17 protein-coding genes and 3 tRNA genes are annotated in these 20735 nt (G+C 67.2%); 12 read left to right on the top strand and 8 right to left on the bottom strand.

Translation table 11 applies throughout. The annotated features are described in order from the left end of the window. Positions 1-3 precede the first annotated feature (3 nt). Positions 4-1335, top strand: a complete 1332-nt coding sequence (xseA, locus tag AC5P8U_RS01320; protein WP_072168413.1) for an exodeoxyribonuclease VII large subunit — start codon at positions 4-6, stop codon at positions 1333-1335. Positions 1336-1894: 559 nt separating this feature from the next. Here the strand turns inward: xseA and AC5P8U_RS01325 are convergent. Then, a complete protein-coding gene (locus tag AC5P8U_RS01325) occupies positions 1895-2791 on the bottom strand; it encodes a M48 family metallopeptidase (RefSeq protein WP_005417787.1) in 897 nt (298 codons plus the stop codon). An 88-nt stretch (positions 2792-2879) separates the two neighbouring features. Continuing rightward, positions 2880-4772: a formylglycine-generating enzyme family protein gene (locus AC5P8U_RS01330; RefSeq protein WP_005417788.1), complete on the bottom strand. Its 1893-nt coding sequence runs from the start codon at positions 4770-4772 to the stop codon at positions 2880-2882. An 84-nt stretch (positions 4773-4856) separates the two neighbouring features. Here AC5P8U_RS01330 and rnd point away from each other — a divergent pair, with 84 nt between their 5' ends. Next, the gene (gene rnd / locus AC5P8U_RS01335; protein WP_005417789.1) at positions 4857-5936 is read left to right on the top strand and encodes a ribonuclease D; all 1080 of its coding nucleotides are present in this window, start codon (positions 4857-4859) and stop codon (positions 5934-5936) included. A 132-nt stretch (positions 5937-6068) separates the two neighbouring features. On the opposite strand, the gene AC5P8U_RS01340 is transcribed toward rnd, so the two are convergent. Further along, complete coding sequence (locus AC5P8U_RS01340; protein ID WP_088496275.1) at positions 6069-8399, bottom strand: TonB-dependent receptor; 2331 nt, start codon at positions 8397-8399, stop codon at positions 6069-6071. Between the two features lie 518 nt (positions 8400-8917). On the opposite strand from AC5P8U_RS01340, the gene AC5P8U_RS01345 reads away from it, so the two are divergent. Continuing rightward, positions 8918-8993, top strand: a tRNA-Ala gene (locus AC5P8U_RS01345). Positions 8994-9055: 62 nt separating this feature from the next. Here AC5P8U_RS01345 and AC5P8U_RS01350 read toward each other — a convergent pair. Then, positions 9056-9226: a hypothetical protein gene (locus AC5P8U_RS01350; protein WP_162838143.1), complete on the bottom strand. Its 171-nt coding sequence runs from the start codon at positions 9224-9226 to the stop codon at positions 9056-9058. A 159-nt stretch (positions 9227-9385) separates the two neighbouring features. Here AC5P8U_RS01350 and AC5P8U_RS01355 point away from each other — a divergent pair, with 159 nt between their 5' ends. Continuing rightward, positions 9386-9871 (top strand): hypothetical protein, encoded by a 486-nt coding sequence (locus AC5P8U_RS01355; protein WP_447897554.1) that lies wholly within the window; start codon positions 9386-9388, stop codon positions 9869-9871. Positions 9872-9877: 6 nt separating this feature from the next. On the opposite strand, the gene AC5P8U_RS01360 is transcribed toward AC5P8U_RS01355, so the two are convergent. Beyond that, a complete protein-coding gene (locus AC5P8U_RS01360; RefSeq protein WP_072169139.1) occupies positions 9878-10639 on the bottom strand; it encodes an SDR family oxidoreductase in 762 nt (253 codons plus the stop codon). Between the two features lie 132 nt (positions 10640-10771). Between AC5P8U_RS01360 and AC5P8U_RS01365 the strand changes: the two genes are divergently transcribed. Beyond that, a complete protein-coding gene (locus AC5P8U_RS01365) occupies positions 10772-11614 on the top strand; it encodes a bifunctional transcriptional activator/DNA repair enzyme AdaA (RefSeq protein WP_072169138.1) in 843 nt (280 codons plus the stop codon). Positions 11615-11658: 44 nt separating this feature from the next. Here the strand turns inward: AC5P8U_RS01365 and curA are convergent, their stop codons facing one another. Continuing rightward, the gene (gene curA / locus AC5P8U_RS01370; protein WP_088496594.1) at positions 11659-12684 is read right to left on the bottom strand and encodes an NADPH-dependent curcumin/dihydrocurcumin reductase; all 1026 of its coding nucleotides are present in this window, start codon (positions 12682-12684) and stop codon (positions 11659-11661) included. Between the two features lie 364 nt (positions 12685-13048). Between curA and AC5P8U_RS01375 the strand changes: the two genes are divergently transcribed. The 7 genes from AC5P8U_RS01375 (at position 13049) to dxs (ending at position 19531) form a co-directional block, all read left to right on the top strand. Continuing rightward, positions 13049-13124, top strand: a tRNA-Phe gene (locus AC5P8U_RS01375). Positions 13125-13195: 71 nt separating this feature from the next. Continuing rightward, positions 13196-13271 (top strand) — tRNA-Phe (locus AC5P8U_RS01380). 159 nt (positions 13272-13430) lie between these two features. Further along, entirely contained in the window at positions 13431-13982 is a 552-nt protein-coding gene (locus AC5P8U_RS01385) for a lipocalin family protein (RefSeq protein WP_005417806.1), read from the top strand. Between the two features lie 142 nt (positions 13983-14124). Further along, positions 14125-14601, top strand: coding sequence for an LEA/WHy family protein (locus AC5P8U_RS01390; RefSeq protein WP_072169136.1), 477 nt, complete (start codon positions 14125-14127; stop codon positions 14599-14601). A gap of 64 nt (positions 14602-14665) precedes the next feature. Next, positions 14666-16456: an acyl-CoA dehydrogenase C-terminal domain-containing protein gene (locus AC5P8U_RS01395; protein WP_061478075.1), complete on the top strand. Its 1791-nt coding sequence runs from the start codon at positions 14666-14668 to the stop codon at positions 16454-16456. A 396-nt stretch (positions 16457-16852) separates the two neighbouring features. Then, on the top strand, positions 16853-17518 hold the full coding sequence (locus AC5P8U_RS01400; protein WP_032954353.1) for an HNH endonuclease: 666 nt from the start codon (positions 16853-16855) through the stop codon (positions 17516-17518). 105 nt (positions 17519-17623) lie between these two features. Beyond that, a complete protein-coding gene (dxs, locus tag AC5P8U_RS01405; RefSeq protein ID WP_111200650.1) occupies positions 17624-19531 on the top strand; it encodes a 1-deoxy-D-xylulose-5-phosphate synthase in 1908 nt (635 codons plus the stop codon). Positions 19532-19663: 132 nt separating this feature from the next. Here the strand turns inward: dxs and AC5P8U_RS01410 are convergent, their stop codons facing one another. Both AC5P8U_RS01410 and AC5P8U_RS01415 read right to left on the bottom strand, forming a co-directional pair. Continuing rightward, entirely contained in the window at positions 19664-19867 is a 204-nt protein-coding gene (locus tag AC5P8U_RS01410) for a hypothetical protein (protein ID WP_005417823.1), read from the bottom strand. A 174-nt stretch (positions 19868-20041) separates the two neighbouring features. Next, positions 20042-20608 carry a DUF3011 domain-containing protein gene (locus AC5P8U_RS01415; RefSeq protein WP_353080273.1) on the bottom strand — a complete coding sequence of 189 codons (567 nt, stop codon included), beginning with the start codon at positions 20606-20608 and terminating at the stop codon, positions 20042-20044. Between the last annotated feature and the right edge of the window lie 127 nt (positions 20609-20735).

The raw sequence follows: 20735 nt of genomic DNA on the forward strand, positions 1-20735 counted from the left end.
TCCATGCAGCCACGCAACAACGACATCCTCACCCCCAGCCAGCTCAACACCCTGGCCCGCGACCTGCTGGAAGGCAGCTTCCCGGCGATCTGGGTCGAGGCCGAACTGGGCAGCGTGGCGCGTCCTGCCTCCGGACACCTCTACTTCAACCTGAAGGACGCGCGCGCGCAGCTGCGTGCGGCGATGTTCCGGATGAAGGCGCAGTACCTGAAGTTCGTGCCGCGCGAAGGCATGCGCGTGCTGGTGCGCGGCAAGGTGACCCTGTACGACGCCCGTGGCGAGTACCAGATGGTGCTGGACCACATGGAGGAAGCCGGCGAAGGCGCGCTGCGCCGCGCCTTCGAGGAGCTGAAGGCACGGCTGGAGGCCGAGGGCCTGTTCGACCCGGCACGCAAGCGGCCGCTGCCGGCGCACGTGCAGCGCCTGGCCGTGATCACCTCGCCCACCGGCGCCGCCGTGCGCGACGTGCTGAGCGTGCTCGGCCGGCGCTTCCCGCTGCTGGAAGTGGACCTGCTGCCGACCCTGGTACAGGGCAGCAGTGCCGCCGCGCAGATCACCCGGCTGCTGCAGGCCGCCGATGCCAGTGGCCGCTACGACGTGATCCTGCTGACCCGCGGTGGTGGTTCGCTGGAAGACCTGTGGGCCTTCAACGATGAAACACTGGCCCGTGCGATCGCCGCCAGCCGCACGCCGGTGGTCTCGGCGGTGGGCCACGAAACCGACTTCAGCCTGAGCGACTTCGCCGCCGACCTGCGTGCACCAACGCCCTCGGTGGCGGCCGAGCTGCTGGTACCCGACCAGCGCGAACTGGCCCTGCGCCTGCGCCGCACGGCCGCCCGCATGGTGCAGCTGCAACGGCATGCGATGCAGCAGGCGATGCAGCGCGCCGACCGCGCCCTGTTGCGCCTGAACGCCCAGAGCCCGCAGGCACGACTGGATCTGCTGCGTCGACGCCAGCTCGATCTGGGCCGGCGCCTGCATGCCGCGTTCAACCAGCAGCAGGAGCGCCGTGCCGCGCGCCTGCGTCACGCGTCTGCGGTACTGCGTGGGCATCATCCGCAGCGCCAGCTGGACGCGATGCAGCGTCGCCTGACCGCCCTGCGTGGGCGGCCGCAGGCAGCGATGCAGCGTCTGCTGGAGCGCGATGCACTGCGACTGCGCGGACTGGCGCGTTCACTTGAAGCAGTCAGCCCGCTGGCGACCGTGGCGCGTGGCTACAGCATCCTGACCCGCAGCGATGACGGTACGCTGGTGCGGAAGGTTGATCAGGTACAGCCCGGTGACGCGCTGCAGGCCCGCGTTGGTGACGGCGTGATCGACGTACAGGTCAAGTAGAGGGGGGTTCGGCAGGGCTGCGCCCTGCACCCGCGGTAGTGCCGGCCGCTGGCCGGCAGCCTCAACAGCAACAGCAAAAGCTGGCATTCCGCGGGTTGGCGGGGCGGTGCCAGAGTGCGGGGACGCCGTAAAACCGCCCATGGGGGCTTGGCAGCCGCATCCATGCGGCTGACACCCCGCACTCCGACACCGCCCCACCTCTGACAGTTTTCCGCGATGGGGTAGATCCACGCCATGCGTGGATGAATCTCCATCGAAATCGAATACATCGAATCGAGATCGACAAGCATCCACGCATGGCGTGGATCTACCGTGTCGACCAAGGTCGACACCTACCAACAGCAGCAGAAATCTGTCGAAGGCGGGGTGGGTCCGGTTGCGGGGGCGTGAGCCGCATGGATGCGGCGACCGAGCTTACATGGACGTACTTGCAGCGGCCCCCGCAACCGGACCCACCCCGCCATCCCACGGAATGCACGCTGTTGCTGTTGCCGTTGAGGTTGCCGGCCAGCGGCCGGCACTACCGCAGGTGCAGGGCGCAGCCCTGACGAACAACCCCCTACTTTGCCTGCTCGCAGAACTTCTGCCGGTACTCGAGCGCCTTCGGCATCAGTGCCTGCAGGTTCTGGATGCGGGTGCCCGGATTCGGGTGGGTGGAAGCGAACTCCGGCGGCGCCTGGCCGCCACTGGCCTGGCCCATGCGCTGCCACAGCGGCACCGCCTCGCGGGGATCGAAGCACGCCGCCGCGGCCAGCATCAGCCCCACTTCATCGGCCTGCGTCTCGTGGCTGCGCGCATAGGGCAGCAGATAGCCGTAGCCCATCGCCGACATCATCATCTGTTGCTGCTGCGCATCCATGCCGCTGGCGGCACCGGCCATCTGCCCGATCTGGGTCAGCTTCTGCTGCGCCATCCGCTGCGCACCATGGCGCAGCAGCGCGTGGGCGATCTCATGGCCCATCACCACCGCCATCGCATCACGCGTACGCGCCACCGGCACCAGGCCGGTGTAGACCGCCATCTTGCCGCCCGGCAGGCAGAACGCATTGGCCTGCTCGGACGGGATCACATTCACTTCCCACTGGAAATCCCGCGCGAAATGCGCCGGCTGCACGCCGTGCTCCTGTGCCAGCGCGGTCTCCACCACGTCCACCTTGGCGATCAGGCGCTGCGCGATGTCGCGCACATCGCGCGCGATCGGCGCATTCGGATCCATCGGCCGTTCCTGCGAGAGGATCTGCTGGTAAGCCTGCAGACCAAGCGCGGTCTCCTGGCGCGCATCCAGGCTGCTGTCGATCATCACCTTCTCGCCAGTGTAGGGATCGACGGTGCGATTGGAGAACCAGTAGAACACCGCATAGCCCGCCGCCAGCAGCAGCACCCACCAGCGGATGTTGCCGAACAGGCCGCGTCGCTGCGGACCTTGGGGCGAGCGGGAAAAGGGATCGTTGCGCATCGGTGGTCTTCCAGCAGACCCCGCCGGCTGGCGGGCACGGCGCAATCTTAGTGCGCGGACGCCAGCAGCGGGTGAAGCCCGATGCCGCTCAGATGCCGCGCACCAGGCGGAAGCCGATGCGCGCATTGGTGGTGTCCGAATCCTGCGATTGACGCCAGGCCGCACGGGTCTGCTCGGGCGCATTGGCCCAGTTGCCGCCCCGGATCACCCGCGACCGGCAGCCCGGGTTGAACCAGGCGACACCATCGGACGGCGCACGCCGGTAGCTGGCGTGCCAGCAGTCGGCCACCCATTCGCTCAGATTCCCGGCCATGTCGTGCAGGCCGAAAGCATTGGCCTGGAAACTGGCCACCGGCGCCGGTCCCCACCAGCCATCGCCATAGCCGATGAATGCGTTGTGCCAGTGCCGACCCGAAGGCGAGACGTCCTTGCTGCCGGTGAAATTGCCGCTGCCCGGCGGCGGCGTACCAGCGTCTCCCCAGGGGTAGCGGCCACTGCTCCCGGCGCGCAGCGCATATTCGAATTCGGCCTCGCTCGGCAGCCGGTAGCTGCGTCCTGTCTGCTCGGACAGCCATGCCGCGTAGTTCTCGGCATCCCGCACGCTGACATGCATCACCGGCGAGTTACCCAGTGCACGCGCGCCATCGTAATCCGAACGCCAGTCGACGCCGCTGCGGCGGATGAAATTGCCGCTGCGCTCGTCATAGACCACCGAGTGGCCGCGCCGGGTCGCACGTGGTCGTGCATTGGTCGACTTCACATAGCGCTCGAAATCGCCGACGGTAACCTCGGTGATCGCCATCGCGAAGCCGCGGTCAAAGCGCACGTAGTGGGAGGGGCGCTCGGCGTCGGTGGAGCCGGGCTCGGCATCACCCGCGCCCATCTGGAAGCCGCCATGCGGCACCACCACCATCTGCGGACCGCGCCCACCATCACGCATCGCGTCGCTGAACACCTGGCCCGGACGGAAGCTGCCGTAGTGGGTGGCCAGATCGATGCGTTCGCGCAGCTGGGCCACCACCGCATCCCCCGGCAAGGCGATGCGCAGGGCCTCGGCCAGCTTTTCGCGCGCCGGCTTCAGCCCCTGCGGCGTGGCCAGCTCGCGCAGGCCCTCATCACGCAGCTGCAGCAGCGCGGCGGCGCGGATCTGCTCGATGCGCTCGAAGGCATCGGCAATGGTCGGTGACGAGTCACGGACCTTGCTGGCTTCGGCCAGCCAGGTGCCCGCACTGGCAAAGTCGCGTACGCGCGCGGCGTCCTCGGCCCGGCGGATCAGGCCACTTTCGGCCGCCGCCAGGCCCTGCCGCGCCCGGCTGTTGTGTTCGTCCAGAGCCAGCGCTTCACGGAAGTTGCCAATCGCACCGTCACCGTCCTCGCCGATCCGCCCCGATCGCAGGTCTTCCTCGCCGGCACGGTTATAGGCCACCACGCGCTGGGCGAGCTCCACCCGGCCCTGCAGCGCGCGCACCTTCTCATCCTTCGGCGCCAGGGTCAGCAGCACCAGTGCCTGGCGACTCGCCTCGGCCAGCGCCTCGCGCTGCCGTAGTGGCCGAACCAGCAGAGCATCGGCCTGCTGCTGCAGGCGCTGGCGAGCACGCTGCAGGCCGCTGCGGGCCAGGCGATCATCCGGATCTTCCTCCTGCACCGCCAGCCACAGCGGAACCGCCGCGTCGGCGTCCTCGTACAGGTGCCCTTCGCTGAACGCCTTTTCGGCTGCGCGGCGCAGCTGGGCGACGCTGCGGCCCTGCCGGTCGACCCGTGGCGGTGTCCACCGCTGCACGTCCTCGGTGGCATCCTCACCGGCAATGGTGACGCTACCCTGCCCTGCCCCCGGTGTCGGCTCCGCCAGTGAACCTTCCTGCGGCCGCGCGTCTTCGCCAGCAGCCGGTCCCGGCTCCGGTGTTGCCGAGGGCGACGGCGTGCAACCGGCCAAGGCCACGGCCAGAGCGGTGCACAGCACGGACGACAGCGGAAAACGCAAGCAGGATCTCCTTCGGCACGGACGCGGACCGACGTTAGGCTATTCTCCCCTGCCTGAGCAAACCCGAGTAGTAGGCCCTGACCCGTGGCAACCTGGATCACCACCCCCGCCGAGCTGGATGCGTACTTCCAGCAGCGTCCGGCCCGCATCGGCCTGGACACCGAATTCATCCGTGAACGCACGTTCTGGCCGCAGTTGGCTCTGGTGCAGATGGCGGTCGGGCAGGACATCCTGCTGATCGATCCGCTGATTCCCGGCATGGCCGAGGCACTGGCGCCGTGGCTGGCCGATGAGTCGATCACCAAGGTGATGCACAGCGCCAGCGAAGACCTGGTTGCCTTCAAGTGGACCTGCGGCGTGTTGCCGCGACCGCTGTTCGACACACAGATCGGCGCCTCGCTGGCCGGCATTGGTGGCGGCATGGGCTACCAGAAGCTGGTCGCGGAAATCACCGGCGTGGCGCTGGCCAAGGGCGAAACCCGCTCGGACTGGATGCGCCGTCCGCTCTCGGAGTCGCAACTGCAATACGCCGCCGACGACGTCGAGCACCTGTTCGCGCTGCATGACGCCATTGATGCCAAGTTGCAGGCGCTGGGCCGCCAGCAGTGGCTGCACGACGACGGCGAGCGCCTGCTGGCCAGCGTCGCCAATGACGAGGACCGCTGGCCGCATCTGGCGATGCGCTCAGCGCAGTTTCTCGATGCTCCCGCGCAGCGCCGCCTGCTGCGCCTGCTGCGCTGGCGTGATGTGCAGGCACGCAGCAGCGACCGCCCGCGCAGCTGGATCCTGGACAACGAACTGGCCGCCACGCTGGCACGCACGCCACCGGCCGATGCCGCCGCGCTGGCCACGCTGTTTGAACAGTTCCCGAAGGCACCGCGCAAGCTCGCCGGCGCGGTGTGGCAGGCGCTGGACACGCCGCTGGCCGATGAGGCCGAGGCACCGCTGGCATTGCCCGCCAACGACACCAACAAGCAGGCACTGAAGAGGCTGCAGGACGCCGTTGCCGAGCGCAGCCGCGAGCTGGGCCTGCCGGATGGCGTGCTGGCCTCGCGCAAGCATCTGGAAAGCTACCTGGAGCGCCGCCAATGGCCGGCCGCACTGGCCGGCTGGCGCCAGCAGGAGCTGGAGTCGCGGCTGCAGGCGCTGCTGCCGGCACGTTGAAGCGCCGAGCACGGCGCCGGATTGCGGTCCGGCTACCGTGGAAGGCCATGAAAAAGGGCGACCCGGATCACCGGGCCGCCCTTTGCATTCCAGCAGTGCGATGGCGGGAAGTCCAGCCACCGTGGCAACGCCTTACCAGTTCATGTTCAGCGAGACACCGACGGTGCGCGGTTCGTTGTAGACCGCAGCCATGTAGTTCTCGATCACACCCTTGAGGTTCTTCTCGTTGGTGATGTTGCGCGCGAACAGCGCCACTTCGTAGGCACCGTAGTTGCCCGAGTAGCCGATCTTCAGGCCGCCTTCGAAATCACCCTTGGAGTTGAACTCCTTGCTGTCGTACAGCACGAAGCTGGTGTAGCCCTGCTTGTTCCAGTCGGTGGACACGAACATGGTGCCGGCGTCGCTGACCGGGAAGTCGTAACGGGCGGCCAGGTTGACGTTGTACTTCGGCGCGTTCGGCAGCGGGTTGCCGTCGATCTGCGCGAAGGTGTTGGCACCGACCTTGATGGTCGGGTCATTCACCGTGCACACCACCTGGCCGTTGAGGCCGCAGACCTGCGCGTAGACGCGCTTGTCCCTGATCTCGCTGTGCAGCAGGCTCAGGCCGGCGCTCAGGGTCAGGTTCGGGATCGGGCGCAGCTCCATGTCCGCTTCGAAACCATAGGCCTTGGCCTTGTCGGCGTTGAACAGCACGCCGTTGCCGTCCGAATCGTTGCCGTTGAGCTGGATGTCGTTGACGGTGTAGGTGAACGCGGTGGCGTTCAAGCGCAGGCGGTTGTCCCACAGGCTGCTCTTCACGCCCGCTTCCCAGGACAGGATGGTCTCGGAATCGGCGGTGGTGAAGTCGGCATTGAACACGGCCGAGCGGCCCTGGATGGTCGGGCCGCGGAAGCCGCGGGCGACCTTGGCATAGACGCTCACGTCCGGCGTGATCTGATACATCGCGCTCAGATCCCAGCTCGGAGTGGTGTCGGACATCTTGACGTCGGTGCGGCCCTTGTAGGTGACCACGCCAGCGGCAGTGTCAGCCGTCTTCAGCAGGCGGGTGTGCTTCTCGTCCCGGGTCTGGCGCAGGCCGGCCGTGACGGTGAACTTGTCGGTGAAGGCATAGCTCAGCTGGCCGAAACCGGCCCACGAGGTGTTCTTGTTGCGCAGGCGCACCCAGTTGTTCGGGTTGCGGGCCGCGCCCTGCAGGAACCAGGCGCGCTGGTAGAAGTCGGTGGTGTCGCTGCCGTTGAAGTAGAAGGCACCGGCCTGCCACTGCAGCGCGCTGTCGTCATGGCTGGCCAGGCGGAATTCCTGGGTCCACTGGTCCAGGTCACGGATGCGGCCCATCGACTGGCCGTAGCCGTTCGGTACGCCGTTCACCGGGAAGTTCACCGCAGCGCCGCCGTCGGTGTCGCCCCGGCTGTAACCGGAGGTGGTCTCGTAGGCGGTGATCGAGGTGAAGTCGATCGCGCCGAAGTCGTAGCGCGCCTTCACCGAGCCGCCGTAGGTCTTGTAGGCCTGCGGGTTGTTGTCGGCTTCGTCGTAGGCGACCTGGTCGCGCGGCACGTCGGTCTTGTTCGAGCCCTTGGTCAGCGCACCGCGCAGGAACAGGGTCGAGGTGCCTTCGTAGTCACGGGCGTGGGCCGAGGCCAGGATCGAGAACTGGTCGCTCGGGGTCAGCAGCAGCTGCGCGCGTACGTTGCGGTCATCGAAGCCGCCCATCGCGTTCTTCTTCGGGCTGACCGTGCCGTCGGCACTCGGGCCCTTGTAGGTGTTGTCGACGTAGTCATCGCGGTGCTGGTACAGCGCCGACACGCGGAACGAAGCGATGTCGTTGATCGGGCCGCCGAAGCCGCCGTCGATCGACACGCTGTTGTAGGTCGCGTAGCTGGCGTTGACCCGACCGGTGTAGTCCTGGGTCGGCTTCAGGGTGTCGAACTTGACGATGCCGGCGGTGGTGTTGCGGCCGAACAGCGAGCCCTGCGGGCCGCGCAGCACTTCCACCTGGTCCACGTCATAGACCGGGTTGGACTTCAGCACCACGTGCTCCAGCACCACATCGTCCTGGATGATCGACACCGGCTGCGAGGCACCCAGATAGAAGTCGATATTGCCCAGGCCACGGATATAGAAGCGCGGGAAGATGCGGCCGGTGGTGGTTTCCGCATACAGGCTCGGCACGCGGCCGGACAGTGCCAGCAGGGTGTCGTCGCCGCCGGCGGTGAAGTCGCGCATGCGCTCGCCCTGCACCACCCCCACCGAAACCGGCACTTCCTGCAGGTTCTGCTCACGGTGTTCGGCGGTCACGGTGATCGTGTCCAGGCCGGTCGGGGTCGGCGCGCTGTCCTGCGCGGCGGCACCGAAGCTGCCGACCAGGGCCAGGCCGGCACAGGCCAGGGCCAGCGGATGGCGGCGGAAGGAAACGAAGGAAGACGACAGACCCGACAGGCGGCGGGAATCGGAATGGGAGGGCATGGAATGCTCTGAGGAGGCGTCCGTGCGGCCTGCGCGAGCCGGGCGGCAAAAAGGGGGGAAACTGCGCAAGCGGCCATTATCCCCCAAATTGTTACGATTTCGTTGCGCGGCACCCGAACCCGGCGAAACAAGCGGTTTCGGCACAGTCCGCCGGCACCACCTTGGGGTCAGCTCCGTTCTCCCAAGGAAAACGGATCTGATCCCGAAGCTCCTGGCAGCCGGGTCAGCGCGACATCGACCCTCGCAAGTCGCCCGCGTGCGCGCTGCGAAACCAACTCTCGCCTTTACTTCTACGGCGCCGCGGCTTCGAGCTACGGCGTCGCGGCTTCGCGGAACGACTGCTCATTGCTGCCGCCCCCGGCATTGCCTTGCGCAACGCCTGGTCTCTGTCGAATTCGCCCTGCTGCAGCAGGCCCTGGCCTGAAACGGTCCGGGACGGCGGTGGATCCCGTCCCCGCCCCGTCCCGGCCGGGCGCTTGGCAAGCGCGGCGGGCGGCGCTACACTGAAAGCCTGCCGTGGGGCCATAGCTCAGCTGGGAGAGCGCGTCGTTCGCAATGACGAGGTCAGGAGTTCGATCCTCCTTGGCTCCACCACTCTTCAGAAGGACCCGCAGATCGCCATGATCTGCGGGTTTTTTCTTTTCAGCGCCTCCGGCTCAGGCCGGCTCCTGGTCACCATCCTTGCGTTGCGGGCCGCGCGAGTGCGCATCGCGCACCTGTTGATCGCGCTGCCCCGGCCGCTGCTTGGCCACATCGTCCTGCTTCCTGTCCTGGCGGCTTTCCTGGATACCCTGCTTCGGGTCCTGATCCCTGCTTTGCTCGTTCATCGAAAACTCCCTCGCCGGCAGCAGGCCAACGTTGCCACCACGCTAGAGGTTGCCGGGTGAGCCGCGGGTCAGTCCCATGCCAACATCGTGTGCAGGAAGCGGCTTGCCGCCAGCGCCCCACGCGGCCAGAATCCGGGGCACCACGCTCACCTGTGTTCCATGCCCTCCCCTGCCCAGCACGCAGCTCACGCGTTGCCGATGCTCCTCAATGCGACCGACGGCAGGATCCAGCTCGGCAACCTGCCCGCATTGATCGGCCCCACCCTGTCACTGGACGAAGCGCGCGTCGCCTTTGCCCCTCTGGTGCGAGGGGAGCGCGATGTCGGCACCGGCTATCACTGGCTCAGCCTGCACCGGCTCAGCCTGGGCGGTGCGCCCGCTGGCATCAGCCTGGGCTTCCACGGGCAACGGCTCGACATGGTGACAATGAGCGTCGATCTGCTCGGTGCAACACTGGAAGACGGCTGGCCGACCCAGGCCGCGATCGATGCCGAAGTCGCTTTCATGCGGCGCACCTTGGCCACGGCACTGGGGCGCAAACTGGCAGGCGGCCACGCCCGCTTCAGCTGGGGCGAGGCCTGGGCCCGGTTCGACCCGAAGGGATTCATGGCCAGCAGCGGCATCCGCTACTCGCCTCGCGCGTGACGGCGCTCAGGTTCGGGTGATCGACACGCCGCCTTCAACGCGCATTGCGGTACCGGTAACGAAGCTGCTTTCATCGCTGGCCAGGAACAACGCCGCATTGGCGATCTCTTCCGGCTCGGCCATGCGCTTGAGTGCATGCAGCGAGCGCACGAAGTCGCGGGCATCGCCGGTCGGTGCGGCCTGCCGGCCCATTTCGGTATCGGTGCCACCGGGCAACAGCACGTTGCTGCGCACGCCGCGCGCGCCGTATTCGGCGGCAATCACCTGGCTCAGGCCTATCAAGCCGGCCTTGCTCGACGCATAGGCCGCCATGCCCGGGAAGCCGACGGTGTGGCCGACGAAGGTGCCGACAAACACCAGCGAGCCACCGCCGCGTGCCAGCAACGCCGGCAACTGGGCGCGTGCGGCGTGGAAGGCGGCATCGAGATTGGTGGCCATCACCTCGCGCCACGCATCCACCGGGAACTCTGCTGCCGGTGCACCGGGGCCGAGCATGCCGGCATTGTTGAGCGCGATGTCCAACCCACCGAATGACTGCTGGGCCAGTTCCACCAGCGCCGGTGCCGTGGCCGGATCAGCCACGTCCGCGGCATGCACCACCACCTCGCCACCGGCGGCGCGGATCTGCTCGGCCAGCACCAGCAGCGGCTGTGGGCGTCGTGCATTGAGCACCAGCTTTGCCCCTTCGGCAGCAAAGCGCAGCGCGCTGGCGCGGCCGATGCCAGCACTGGCACCGGTGATGAGGGCGATCTTGTTGTTCAGGCGCATGAGGGTGGTACCGGTTGTGGAGTGGCCACCACGATGCCGCGCCTCTCGCCTGCCGACACTCCGTTTCCGGGCCTCCCGACCCGGTGCAGGAAACGGAGTTTCCGTAGAACCGGCACGTGCCAGAATCCATCCATGGAAAGCGCCGCCACCACCGCTCCCGATGCCCGTGTCGAACGGGTCTGCCGCCATCTGCAGGCCAGCCTCGACGAGCCCTCGCTGCAGGCGTTGGCCGCCATCGCTGGCTGCAGCCCGACCCGGCTGCATCGCCTGTTCAAGCAGGCCACCGGGTTGACCCCGAAGCAGTACGCTGCAGCGCTGCGCGCCGATCGCCTGCGCAGCGGACTTCAGCAGAAGGAACGCATCACCGACGCCTTCCACGATGCCGGCTTCGGCTCCAGCGGACGCTTCTACGAGAACGCGCCGAAGCTGCTGGGCATGACGCCGAAGCAATGGCGTGCCGGTGGTCGCGGCGAAGTCATCCACTTCGCGCTTGCCGAAAGTTCGTTGGGCAGCGTGCTGGTGGCCAGCAGTGCCACCGGCGTCGTCGCGATCCTGCTCGGCGACGATCCGGAAGCGCTGCTGCAGTCACTGCAGCAGCGCTTCCGCCAGGCCGAACTGGTCGGGGCCGACAGCGGCTATGAGCAACTGGTGGCACAGGTGGTGGGCCTGGTCGAGGATCCCTCGCGAGGCGCCACGCTGCCGCTGGACATCCGCGGCACGGCGTTCCAGCAACGTGTATGGCAGGCGCTGCAGCAGATTCCGCGTGGACAGACGGCCTCATATGCGGAGATCGCCGCGCGTATCGGCGCGCCGCGATCGAGCCGCGCGGTGGCACGCGCCTGCGCAAGCAATCCGCTGGCTGTGGCGGTGCCCTGCCACCGGGTGGTGCGCCGCGACGGCGACCTGTCCGGCTATGCCTGGGGCGTGGCACGCAAGCGCGAACTGCTGCGCCGGGAAAAGGTCGCCAACGGCTGACGCGACCCGCAAGCCGCCGACCTTGTCCGGCACCGGCCAAGCCCTCAGTCCAGCTTCACCACCAGCTTGCCGAAGTTGTGCCCCAGCAGCAGCCCGAAGAACGCCTCCGGTGCATTTTCCAGCCCTTCCACTACATCCTCGCGGTACTGGATGCGGCCCTCACGCAGCCACTGCGCCATCTCGCGCTCGAAGTCCGGCCACAGGTGCTTGAAGTCGTGCACGATGAAACCGCGCACGGTCAGGCGCTGGCGCAGGATCTGGCTGAACAGCGCCGGCAGGCGGTCCGGGCCAGGCTGCGCGACACCACGATTGTTGTAGGTGGCGATGGTGCCGCACACCGGAATGCGGGCGAAGTCGTTGAGCAACGGCAGCACCGCGTCCAGTACATGGCCCCCGACGTTCTCGAAGTACACGTCGATACCCGCAGGTACCGCCGCGCGCAGCTGCTCGGCAAAATCAGCCGCGCGATGATCCAGCGCCACATCCACGCCCAGCGTTCGCAGATAGGCACGCTTGGCCTCGCCACCGGCGATGGCCACTACGCGCGCGCCCTGCAGCTTGGCCAACTGCGCCACGGTCGCGCCGACCGGCCCCGTTGCGGCGGCCACCACCAGCGTCTCTCCCGGCTGCAGGCGGGCGATTTCATGAAGGCTGGAATAGGCGGTGAAGCCCGGCATGCCATACACCCCCAGCGCCGTACTCAACGGCAGCCCGGCCAGGTCCAGGCGGCGGCCCAGCGCCTTGGCCGGCAGCACGGCGTGGGTCTGCCACCCGCCCGGCGCCAGCACCCGTTCGCCCACTGCGACCCCCTCAGCCCTGGATTGCACCACCTCGGCCACGGTCTGGCCTTCCATCACAGCCCCCACTGCCACCGGCGCGGCATACGACGGTCCCTCATCCATGCGTCCACGCATGTACGGGTCCAGTGAGAGATAGCGATTGCGCAGCAGCACCTCGCCGTCGCCCAAGGGCGGCAGCGCGGCCTGCTCCAGGCGGAAATTGGCTGCGGCGGGCGCCCCCTGCGGACGCGACGCCAGCACGATGCGGGTGGTGGTCGATGAGTCGGACATGACGACGGTCTCTGCTGTTGCCAGCATCAGGAAAGGAACGCCGACACTACGCCGCAGCGTTCCCCCATGGCGGTCACGAAAACAGCGTTCCATGTCCGGTATCGGTGCCGTCCACGCGCAGGCCGCGCCACGCCGCGTTTGTCGATCACCGTGGCCCGCTGAATTCCGCCGCACGCGATGATCACCGCGCCGCCGCGCCCGGTTGAATCGGCATCCAGCGCGCCCCCTCTCGGCGACGGCGGATCAAGTACTTGCGCCTGCGCAGACGGCAATGTGAAGGTTTTTTGCCAAAATGCTTGCCGTAGGCGGCTGACCTCCGTAATATGCGCGTCCTTGGCAGCGACCTCGCTGCAATGAACTACGTGGCCGAGTAGCTCAGTTGGTAGAGCAGGGGATTGAAAATCCCCGTGTCGGCGGTTCGATTCCGTCCTCGGCCACCACGTTCGACAGCCTGCAGAAATGCAGGTCTTTTTTTCGGGAATCGCAGTTGATCGTGATTGCCACACAGTTTGGCCGAGTAGCTCAGTTGGTAGAGCAGGGGATTGAAAATCCCCGTGTCGGCGGTTCGATTCCGTCTTCGGCCACCATCTTTCGAGACCTGCAGAGATGCAGGTCTTTTTTTGTCCGTGCTTCGCGCACTGCACGAGTGGCGGATGCGGCGCCTGCGCACACGCCCGGTTGACGAAACATTTACACCGGCATGCGCGGCGGCACCTACGCTCCAGACTCCTGCCTGGAGCCTGACGATGCCTCTGCGCCCCGCCCTGTTCGCCTGCCTGCTGCTGGCCGCTTTCCCGGTGATCGCCACTGAACCTGTGCGCGCGGTCGAGCGCTTGGACATCGATCGCTACGCCGGCCAGTGGCACGAGATTGCGCATCTTCCGGTCTCGTTCCAGAAGCAGTGCGTGGGCGAGATCACCGCCAACTACGGACTGCGCAGCGATGGCCGCATCAGTGTCACCAACGCCTGCCGCAACGGCGACGGTGAGCGCGTGGTCGCCGAAGGCGTGGCTCGCGCGGTGGCCGGCCATCCCGGCCAGTTGCAGGTGCGCTTCGCGCCGGACTGGCTGAGCTGGGTCCCGCTGGTCTGGGCCGACTACTGGGTGCTGGCGCTGGATCCGGACTATCAGTGGGCGCTGGTCGGTGAACCGGACCGGAAGTACCTGTGGATCCTCTCGCGCCTGCCGGAAATGGATCGCGCACGCTTCGAAGCGCTGAAAGAAAAAGCCGAGGCCATGGGCTACGACCTGCGCCCGCTGCGCCTGATGGCCCCGCTTCGCGATACGCCCGCCGATTGAACCGCGTCGCAACCGCGGCGCCGCGCACGCCCGGCCACCATCTTCACGCGCTACCCTCTGCGACGGGTCGCCACAGGCGATCCAAACGACCATACGCCGTAGTATGCTTATTCAAACGCACCCCTCCAGAGGACTTGCGCCCATGCTCCACCGTTTCCGTATCGCCTTGATTGTCCTGTGCACCCTCGCCCTTGTTGCCTGCAACAACGGCATCGTCAAGCGTGTTTCGGAACCGGCGGCCAGCCTGCAGCAGCTGACCGTGCGTGCCGACGGCAACTGGACCGTGGCCCTGCGCCTGCAGAACTTCAGCTCGATGCCGATGACCTTCGATGACGTCTCGCTGGCGCTGACCGTCGGCGACAACGAAGCCGGCACCCTGCAGGCCAAGCCCGGAATCTCCATCGGCGGCACCTCCGCCGACGTCATCAATGTCGACCTCGTGCCCAGCTCGGCCGCGCGCCTGGTGGTGGCCGATGCGCTGGCCAGCAACCGCACCCTGGCCTATGGCCTGAAGGGAACGGTGGCGGCCACGCCGCAGGAGAAGAAGCAGCGCAGCTTCGACATCAGCAGCCGCAGCACCCTCAACCAGGCCCCCGGCCTGCCCGGCGTGCTGCGCTGAACCCGCCTTTCGTGGCGGCGCCCGGCGCCGCTCTCCCCTGCCCTGATCAAATCGAGACGTACCGATGAGCAGCTACACCGCCCCGCTTTCCGACCTCCGTTTCGCCCTGCACGACGTGCTCAAGGTCGAACCCCTGTTCGCCCGCCTGGGCTTCACCGACGCCACCGCCGACGTGGTCGATGCCGTGCTGGAGGAAGCCGGCCGCTTCAGCGCCACCGTGCTGGCCCCGCTCAACAGCGTCGGCGACGAGATCGGCTGCGTGCTCGACCAGGCCACCGGTGAAGTGACCACCCCGCCCGGCTTCAAGCAGGCCTACGACCAGTTCGTCGATGGCGGCTGGACCGGCCTGACCGCCTCGCCGGAGCTGGGCGGCCAGGGCCTGCCGCACACCCTGGGCGTGCCGCTGAACGAAATGATCAACGCCGCCAACCTGGCGTGGGGCAACTTTCCGCTGCTCTCGCACGGCGCGATCGAAGCATTGAAGCAGCACGGCGAGGCCTGGCAGCACGAGGCTTTCCTCAAGCCGCTGATCGAGGGCCGCTGGACCGGCACGATGTGCCTGACCGAACCGCACTGCGGTACCGACCTCGGCCTGCTCAAGACCAAGGCCGAGCCGAACGCCGATGGGAGCTATTCGATCACCGGCACCAAGATCTTCATCACCGCCGGCGAGCATGACCTGACCGGGAACATCGTGCACCTGGTGCTGGCCAAGCTGCCCGACGCTCCCCCGGGTGCCAAGGGCATCTCGCTGTTCGTCACCCCGAAGTTCAAGGTCGACCGCGACGGCAACGTCGGCGAGCGCAACGCACTGCGCTGCGGCTCGATCGAGCACAAGATGGGCATCAAGGGGTCGGTCACCTGCGTGATGAACTTCGATGGCGCGCAGGGCTACCTGGTCGGCCAGCCGCACAAGGGCCTGCAGGCGATGTTCACCATGATGAACACCGCGCGCCTGGGGGTCGGCCTGCAGGGCATCGGCCTGTCCGAGCGCGCCTACCAGAACGCGCTGAAGTACAGCCGTGAGCGCCTGCAGTCGCGCGCCCTGAGTGGTGCAAGGTTCCCTGACAAGCCGGCCGACCCGATCCTGGTCCACCCGGATGTGCGTCGCATGCTGCTGACGGTGAAGTCGCTGGTCGAAGGCAGCCGCCTGCTGGCGCTGCACGCCGCAACCCTGATCGACGTCGCCCACCATGCCGAAGATGCGGCCGAGCGCGAGCGCGCCGACACCCTGGTGAGCTTCCTGACCCCGATCTCCAAGGCCTGCCAGACCGAATGGGGCATCGAGAACACCTACAACGCCCTGCAGTGCTTCGGCGGCCACGGCTACATCCGCGAACACGGCATGGAACAGCTGGCCCGCGATGCCCGAATCACCACGCTGTATGAAGGCACCACCGGCATCCAGGCGCTGGACCTGATCGGCCGCAAGACCGCGTCCAGCCAGGGCGCCGGCCTGAAGCTGATGCTGGCCGAGATCGAAGCCTTCGCCAAGGAACACGAGGGCAACGAAGCGCTGGCCGAGTTCATTGGCCCGCTGCGCGCCAAGGCCGCCGAATGGGGCAAGCTGACGATGGATGTGCTCCAGCGCGCGGCCGGCAATCCGGACGAACTGGGCGCGGCCAGCTACGACTACCTGTTCTATTCGGGTTACGTGGTGCTGGCCTACTGGTGGGCCCGCAGCGTGGCCGCCGCCGATGCCAGCGCGCACGGCGCCGCCTTCGCCCAAGGCAAGCGCGAGACCGCGCGGTTCTACTTCGCCCGCGTGCTGCCGCGCACCCTCAGCCACGCCGCCGCGATCCAGTCCGGCGCCGCCCCGCTGATGGCGATGGACGACGAGCGATTCGGCGTCTGAGCCGGGCTGCCGCCCGGCACCCGCGGTAGTGCCGGCCGCTGGCCGGCAACCGCAACAGCAACAGCTGCATCCCGGTGGATGGCGGGGCGGTGTGGCCTGGCAGGACACGCCGTAAACCCATCCATGGGGGCTCGATGGCGCCATCCATGGCGCCAACGGTCCTGCCACCCCACACCGCCCCGCCTCTGACAGTTCCCCGCGAACTGCCGTAGATCCACGCCACGCGTGGATGAGAACCACCGGAATCCATCTGGAGAAAAGCCCCCCTTTGTTAAGGAGGGCGCACCGACAGGTGCGGGGAATAGGAGGAATGCGCGGACCTGAATGTTGACGATTTGTGTATCGCCTGTCGGCGATACACAAATCGTCAACATTCAGGTATAAGCTGTTCTCCCGATGGAGACAGACACTACACGCTTGGGTCTGATCGAAGCCGGAGCTCCGTTTTCTGCTCCGGGCGCCGAAGCATCGCCCAACGCCACGACGCTGCATCGCCCCGGTTCGGTCCGGCTGCTCTCGCTTGATGCCCACGGACGCGTACTGGACTGGATCACCTGGCAGGATGCGGCCTGCCTCTACGCCCGCGAGGCAGTGGCCTGGACGCTTGGCGATCCCTGCCTGCACATCCACGGTGGCACCAACCGCTTCAGCGGCCTGCAGAGCGGCATGGACCTGCACCCGATCATCGCTGCCCGCGGCCACGCCCGCTCCCGCGCGATCGACCCGACGCCGAACCTGACCAACCAGGCCCTGTTCGCCCGCGACGCCCATCTGTGCATGTACTGCGGCCAGCAGTTCACCCGCCCGACGCTCACCCGCGACCATGTCATGCCGCTGTCCAAAGGTGGCCTGGACTGCTGGGAAAACGTGGTCACCGCGTGCTTCCACTGCAATTCGCGCAAGAGCGACCGCACCCCGCAGCAGGCCGGCATGCCCCTGCTGGCAGTGCCCTACCGGCCCAGCTGGATCGAGCACCTGATCCTGTCCAACCGCAACATCCTGGCCGACCAGATGGCCTTCCTGAAGGCGCAGTTGCCCAAGCGCTCGAAACTCAGCACCTGAACGCCCGAACATGCAACCCTCACCGTCCTGTCACGGACGGCGGCGTTTGCTTGCCCCACCCCCGTTTGAGGGCGAAAATGGGCGTTCAGAAAAAGTGCGAACATGATGATCGACTCTGCCCGCTATCCCCGCCTCGCGCGCATCCAGACACCGGATGACCTGCGCACGTTCGACGAATCCGAATTGAGGGCGGTCGCCGACGAACTGCGCGCCTACCTCATCGAATCGGTGGGCAAGAGCGGAGGCCACTTCGCCGCCGGCCTGGGCGTGATCGAACTGACCGTGGCCCTGCACTACCTGTACCAGACCCCGGTCGATCAACTGGTCTGGGACGTCGGTCACCAGACGTACCCGCACAAGATCCTGACCGGCCGCCGCGACGAGATCCATACCGTCAAGCAGAAGGACGGTGTCGCGCCGTTCCCGAAGCGCGAGGAAAGCGAGTACGACACCTTCGGCGTCGGCCACTCTTCCACCTCGATCTCGGCCGCGCTCGGCATGGCCATCGCCCGCCAGTCCGAAGGCGACGACCGCAAGGTCGTGGCAGTGATCGGTGACGGCGCGATGACTGCCGGCATGGCGTTCGAGGCGCTGATGCACGCTGGTGGCATGGAGCCGGAGCCGAACCTGCTGGTGATCCTCAACGACAACAACATGTCGATCTCCGAGGCAGTGGGCGGCCTGACCAAGATGCTGGGCCGAGCGACCGGCAGCCGTACGCTCAACGCGCTGCGCGAAGGTGGCAAGAAGATCCTCGGTGACAAGAAGAACAACCCGGCGCGTTTCGTGAAGCGCTGGGAAGAACACTGGAAGGGCATGTTCGTGCCCTCCACGATGTTCGAGGAAATGGGCTTCCACTACACCGGCCCGATCGACGGCCACGACATGCCGGCGCTGTTGTCCACCCTGAAGACGCTGCGCGCCTCCAAGGGCCCGAAGCTGCTGCATGTGATGACCACCAAGGGCAAGGGCTACGAGCCGGCAGAAGGCGATCAGATCGGTTACCACGCCGTGGGCCCGTTCGATCCGGACAAGGGCCTGGTGGCCAAGGCCGGGGCCAAGAAGCCGACCTATACCGATGTATTCAGTGACTGGCTGTGCGATGCCGCCGCCGCCGAGCCGCGCCTCTACGGCATCACTCCGGCGATGCGCGAAGGCTCTGGCCTGGTGCGCTTCAGTAAGGAATATCCGCAGCGCTATTTCGACGTGGCGATCGCCGAGCAGCACGCGGTCACCCTCGCCGCCGGCATGGCCACCCAGGGTGGCAAGCCGGTGGTGGCGATCTACTCCACTTTCCTGCAGCGTGCGTACGACCAGCTGGTGCACGACGTGGCGATCCAGGATCTGGACGTGCTGTTTGCGATCGACCGCGCTGGCGTGGTCGGTCCGGACGGCGCGACCCACGCCGGCAACCTCGACCTCAGCTTCCTGCGCTGCGTGCCGAACATGGTGGTGATGGCACCCTCCAATGAAGCCGAGTGCCGGCAGATGCTCAGCACCGGCCTGCAGCACCCAGGTCCGGCTGCCGTGCGCTACCCGCGCGGTACGGGTACCGGCGTTGCGGCCGGCACCGACCTGTCGACCCTGCCGATCGGCAAGGGCGAGCTGCGTCTGCAGGGCAACCGCATCGCCCTGCTTGCCTTCGGCAGCACCGTGCCCGCCGCCGAGCAGGTCGGCCGCGAACTGGGCCTGAGCGTGGTCAACATGCGCTTCATCAAGCCACTGGATCGCGAGCTGGTGCTGGCCATGGCCGCCCAGCACGAGGGCCTGGTCACGATCGAAGACAACGTCGTGGCCGGTGGTGCCGGTTCCGGTGTCGGTGAGCTGCTCAATGCCGAAGGCGTGCTGCGTCCGATCCTGCACCTGGGCCTGCCCGACAGCTACCAACACCACGCCAGCCGCGAGGACCTGCTGGCCGAAGCCGGTATCGATGCGGCCGGCATCCGCGCCGCCGTGCTCAAGCGTTGGCCACAGCTGGCCGCAGGCAACCCGCCGCTGAGTGCCGCGGGCTGAGGCCGATCAGGAATCCACGCATCACGGGAAGGTGCAGCCGAAGGCTCGCACCTTCCACGGTGGAAGCAGGTGGTTCCACGCCATGCGTGGATGGCCGAACCCCGCAGGCCTGCCCCAGCAGGCGCCCCACGCTCAACCGTAACTGACCGCTTCCACGAACGCCCCGCTGGCCTCCACGCGCACGGCGGCGCGCTGCCCGGTGTCGACGAAGTGCAGGCGGGCCAGGGTCTCGGCAAAGTCATAGGCTCGTGCGCCATCACGGAACTCGATCGGCTCCGGCCTATCCGGGTGCAGCACGCGCCACTGGCGCTGTTCGCATTGCAGGCGGATCAACATGCAGCTCACTCCTTGAGGCAGCGTATCGACGGCGGCGCGATGCTGATGCCGGCTACGGCAATCGACATCACCGGGTATCAGGGCACGCAGGGCGCCCTGATCACAGACGATACGTCGTTCAAAATGTGAGCTGTATCAGATTATTCTGATTTTCACGGGTTGAACCCGTAAAGCTCAGTTCACCTGGAACTGCGCCCTGCAGCCATCGCTCACCCAGATGCCGCGGCGATCCCAGCCCCAGCTCTGGCCTTCGATGCAGGCACTGCGCGAGTCCTGGCGGATCAGGCGCACGCCCCGGCGGATGCGGGCATCGCAGTACTCCTGCCGGTGGCCATTGGAATGGCAGGTGACCACATCGCCACCACCCCATCCATTGCCGTTGCCCCAGCCGCCGCCATTGCCGCCCCAGCCGCCCCAGCCGCCGCCGCGGCGGTATTCACCAACGAATTCGGCACGGCACCCCTGTGTGACCCAGACGCCGTTGCGCGACTGGCCCCAGGTCTCACCTTCCACACAGGGCGAACCGGACAATTGGCGGATCAACCGCGCGCGGCCATCCAGGCGGCACTCATTGCTGCGGTTCTTGACCGACTCGCAGCGCACGATGCCACTGCCATCGCGGCCGCCATAGCGGTCGTCGTCGTAGCCGTAGCCATAGCTCTGCGCCTGGGCGCCGCCGGCGGCCGCCAGCATCGGCAACAGGGTGCAGGCCAGGGTGCGCCAGGTGAGTGCCTTGCCCATCGAGATCTCCAGATGAATACGATGGCGCAAGCATCCGGGATTCACGGCCCGGCGCACAGAGGGAGCGGCGATGGCAGTTGTTCCCCCATTCAAACAACTCAACCGTGGCTGACTGCACCAAGGGGGC

It is taken from the genome of Stenotrophomonas sp. YJH_SMC_81, assembly GCF_059370875.1.

Coding starts and splice junctions, on each gene's coding strand:
- xseA (WP_072168413.1), top strand. CDS start 4: ATGCAGCCACGCAACAACGACATCCTCACCCCCAGCCAGCTCAACACC.
- AC5P8U_RS01325 (WP_005417787.1), bottom strand. CDS start 2,791: ATGCGCAACGATCCCTTTTCCCGCTCGCCCCAAGGTCCGCAGCGACGC.
- AC5P8U_RS01340 (WP_088496275.1), bottom strand. CDS start 8,399: ATGCCCTCCCATTCCGATTCCCGCCGCCTGTCGGGTCTGTCGTCTTCC.
- AC5P8U_RS01350 (WP_162838143.1), bottom strand. CDS start 9,226: ATGAACGAGCAAAGCAGGGATCAGGACCCGAAGCAGGGTATCCAGGAA.
- AC5P8U_RS01355 (WP_447897554.1), top strand. CDS start 9,386: ATGCCCTCCCCTGCCCAGCACGCAGCTCACGCGTTGCCGATGCTCCTC.
- AC5P8U_RS01360 (WP_072169139.1), bottom strand. CDS start 10,639: ATGCGCCTGAACAACAAGATCGCCCTCATCACCGGTGCCAGTGCTGGC.
- AC5P8U_RS01365 (WP_072169138.1), top strand. CDS start 10,772: ATGGAAAGCGCCGCCACCACCGCTCCCGATGCCCGTGTCGAACGGGTC.
- curA (WP_088496594.1), bottom strand. CDS start 12,684: ATGTCCGACTCATCGACCACCACCCGCATCGTGCTGGCGTCGCGTCCG.
- AC5P8U_RS01385 (WP_005417806.1), top strand. CDS start 13,431: ATGCCTCTGCGCCCCGCCCTGTTCGCCTGCCTGCTGCTGGCCGCTTTC.
- AC5P8U_RS01390 (WP_072169136.1), top strand. CDS start 14,125: ATGCTCCACCGTTTCCGTATCGCCTTGATTGTCCTGTGCACCCTCGCC.
- AC5P8U_RS01395 (WP_061478075.1), top strand. CDS start 14,666: ATGAGCAGCTACACCGCCCCGCTTTCCGACCTCCGTTTCGCCCTGCAC.
- AC5P8U_RS01400 (WP_032954353.1), top strand. CDS start 16,853: ATGGAGACAGACACTACACGCTTGGGTCTGATCGAAGCCGGAGCTCCG.
- dxs (WP_111200650.1), top strand. CDS start 17,624: ATGATCGACTCTGCCCGCTATCCCCGCCTCGCGCGCATCCAGACACCG.
- AC5P8U_RS01410 (WP_005417823.1), bottom strand. CDS start 19,867: ATGTTGATCCGCCTGCAATGCGAACAGCGCCAGTGGCGCGTGCTGCAC.
- AC5P8U_RS01415 (WP_353080273.1), bottom strand. CDS start 20,608: ATGGGCAAGGCACTCACCTGGCGCACCCTGGCCTGCACCCTGTTGCCG.